The 2,377-nt window shown below is 69.7% G+C and carries 2 protein-coding genes and 1 pseudogene; 1 reads left to right on the top strand and 2 read right to left on the bottom strand.

Annotated elements, in window-relative coordinates:
- The coding region (locus tag R1101_RS28015; RefSeq protein WP_037224452.1) for an alpha/beta hydrolase at window positions 1-581 on the top strand (581 nt) is incomplete at its 5' end.
- 27 nt (window positions 582-608) lie between these two features.
- Here R1101_RS28015 and purU read toward each other — a convergent pair.
- Window positions 609-1,496, bottom strand: coding sequence for a formyltetrahydrofolate deformylase (purU, locus tag R1101_RS0121390; protein WP_016935297.1), 888 nt, complete (start codon window positions 1,494-1,496; stop codon window positions 609-611).
- Between the two features lie 45 nt (window positions 1,497-1,541).
- Window positions 1,542-2,377: pseudogene (locus R1101_RS28010) on the bottom strand (class I SAM-dependent methyltransferase); the annotation flags it as partial.

The raw sequence follows: 2,377 nt of genomic DNA, 5'->3' as shown, positions 1-2,377 counted from the left end.
TGGGCGGGATGAGCATCATCGCGTGGGCCGAGAAGTACCCGGAGAACGTCGATCGCACGGTCGCGGGTGTGCTGCTCGCGAGCACCGGCACCGACCGGCTGGTCGCCGACTCGGCAATCGTGCCTCTGCCGCAACGCTTCCCGCGGGTACCGGCACCTGTGGCGAGCCGGCTCATGGGTGCGACGGTCCCGTTGGCGTCGTCCGCCGTGACGACCCGGGCACTGCGCTACGTGGCTCTCTCGCCCGGTGCGAGCGCCGCGGAGGTGGCGTTCTGCGAACGGATCGTGCTCGGGTGCCCGCCGCGCACGCGGGGTGGCTGGGGCAGGGCACTGAGCGCTCTCGACATCCGGGAGGGCCTGCAGAATCTCACCGTGCCGACGACGGTGCTCGTCGGCACGGCAGACCGTCTCACCCCGCCCGTACACGCTCGGCGCCTGGCCGAGGAACTCGAGCGCGCGGGCAATCTCGAACGTCTCGTGGTGCTCGACGGCATCGGGCACATGAGCTCGGTCGAAGCGATCGACAGGTTCGACGAGGAGCTCGCGCACCTCGTCGAACGAGCCGGAGTGCCCGTCGGCTGAGTCGGTTCGCCGGCGCCGGCCGGTGTTCTACCGGAAGACGACGGTCTTGCTGTCGTGCACCAGCACGCGATCCTCGAGGTGCCAGCGCAGGCCGCGCGAGAGCACCAGCTTCTCGACGTCGCGGCCCTGGCGGACCATGTCGCTGACGCTGTCGCTGTGACTGACCCGGATGACGTCCTGCTCGATGATCGGTCCGGCGTCGAGTTCGGCGGTGACGTAGTGGCAGGTCGCGCCGATGAGCTTCACACCACGCGTGAATGCCTGGTGGTAGGGCCGTGCGCCGATGAACGAGGGCAGGAAGCTGTGGTGGATGTTGATCGCCCGTCCGGCCCAGTGCTCGCACAGCGCCTCCGGGAGTACCTGCATGAACCGGGCGAGGACCACCGCGTGCGGGTCGTAGGCGTCGACGAGCTTGCGCACCTGTTCGAAGGCCGGGCCGCGCTCGGCGGGATCCTTCGGGAACGACACGTAGTGGAATTCGATGCCGTGCCGCTGCGCGACCGGTTCGAGATCGCGATGGTTGCCGATGACGGCGCACACCTCGGCGTCGAGTTCGCCTGCTGCGACCCGCCCGAGGATGTCGTGCAGGCAATGCGCCTCCTTGCTGACGAGCAGCACGATGCGCTTGCGCTTGCCGGTGTCGGAGAGCGTCCATTCGGTCTGCGGACCGATGTCGGCTGCGACGCCCGCGAACTTCTCGCGCAGTTCGTCGAGGCCGAACGGAATCGACGACGCCCGGACGGCCTGACGGGTGAAGAACCAGCCGGTGTCCTGGTCGGCGTGGTAGGCCGCTTCGACGATCGAACCCCCGACCTCCGCGAGAAAGGTCGAGATGCGGGCGACGATCCCGGTGGTGTCCGGGCAGCCCAGGGTCAGAACGTAACGTCGATCGTCGGCGGAGGAGGCGAGCGTCATGACTCCGATTGTCTCAGGTGCTGCGCAGGGCGCGTCCGCCGGTCGTCAGCCCGAGACCGGAGGACGCCGCACCGTGGCCGTCGCCACGAGAGTGGTGGCGTCGATCGTGTGCAGGCCGCGTGCCGTGACCTCGTCGGCGATCCGGTGCCGTACCGCTGCCACCTGCTCGGAGTCGAGCCCGGTCAGTGCCGCACGCAGACCCGTACCCGTCACGAGCGACCAGCACAGCTCGTCGGTCGCGGGAAGCAGATTCGACAGGGTGCGGACCTCCACGGAATCCGTTCCGGCATCGGTGAGCCATGCCTCGAGAGTCCGCGGAGTGTCGATCCGGTGCAGCGGCATGCGATCGCGCAGAGCGCCGCGGTCGCGCGGCTCGGGGGAGTGGCGGGCCGCGACGTCGAACACGATCGACGAGAACTCCTCCATCGCCCCGCGTCGCCACACCGTCACACCGGCGCGTCCGCCCTGCCGCACGAGGGAGACGAGGCGCCAGAAGGCGCGGTCCATGTCCGGGAGGAAGAACACCCCGTAGGAGACCGCCAGCACGTCGTAGCCGGGAGCGGGTACGTCCGAGGGCGGTTCCCACCTCGAGGCGTCCGCGCAGACGAATTCGATGTTCTTCAGGCCGCGGCGTTCCGCGCTCAGGCGGCCGCGTTCGAGCATCTCGTCGGCGATGTCGACGCCGTGGACGAGTCCGTCGGGCCCGACGGCCGCGGCGGCGGGAAGCGCGGACGATCCCGTTCCGCAGCACGCGTCGAGCACCGCTTCGCCCGGGGAGACGCCCAGCTGGAAGACCAGTGCCTGTCCGGCCGGACCCCACACGCCGGGGTGAGGTCGTCGAAATCACCACTCGCCGCGTCGAAGGTGCGGGCGGTCTCGGT

Source organism: Rhodococcus sp. R1101 (assembly GCF_000278445.1).
Lineage (GTDB): Bacteria > Actinomycetota > Actinomycetes > Mycobacteriales > Mycobacteriaceae > Rhodococcus > Rhodococcus gordoniae.
Note: the sequence above shows the minus strand (reverse complement) of the source record. Positions and strands in the feature narration are given on the sequence as shown.

Excerpts from the sequence above, each read along its gene's own strand:
- purU (WP_016935297.1), bottom strand. The coding sequence starts at position 1,496 with ATGACGCTCGCCTCCTCCGCCGACGATCGACGTTACGTTCTGACCCTG.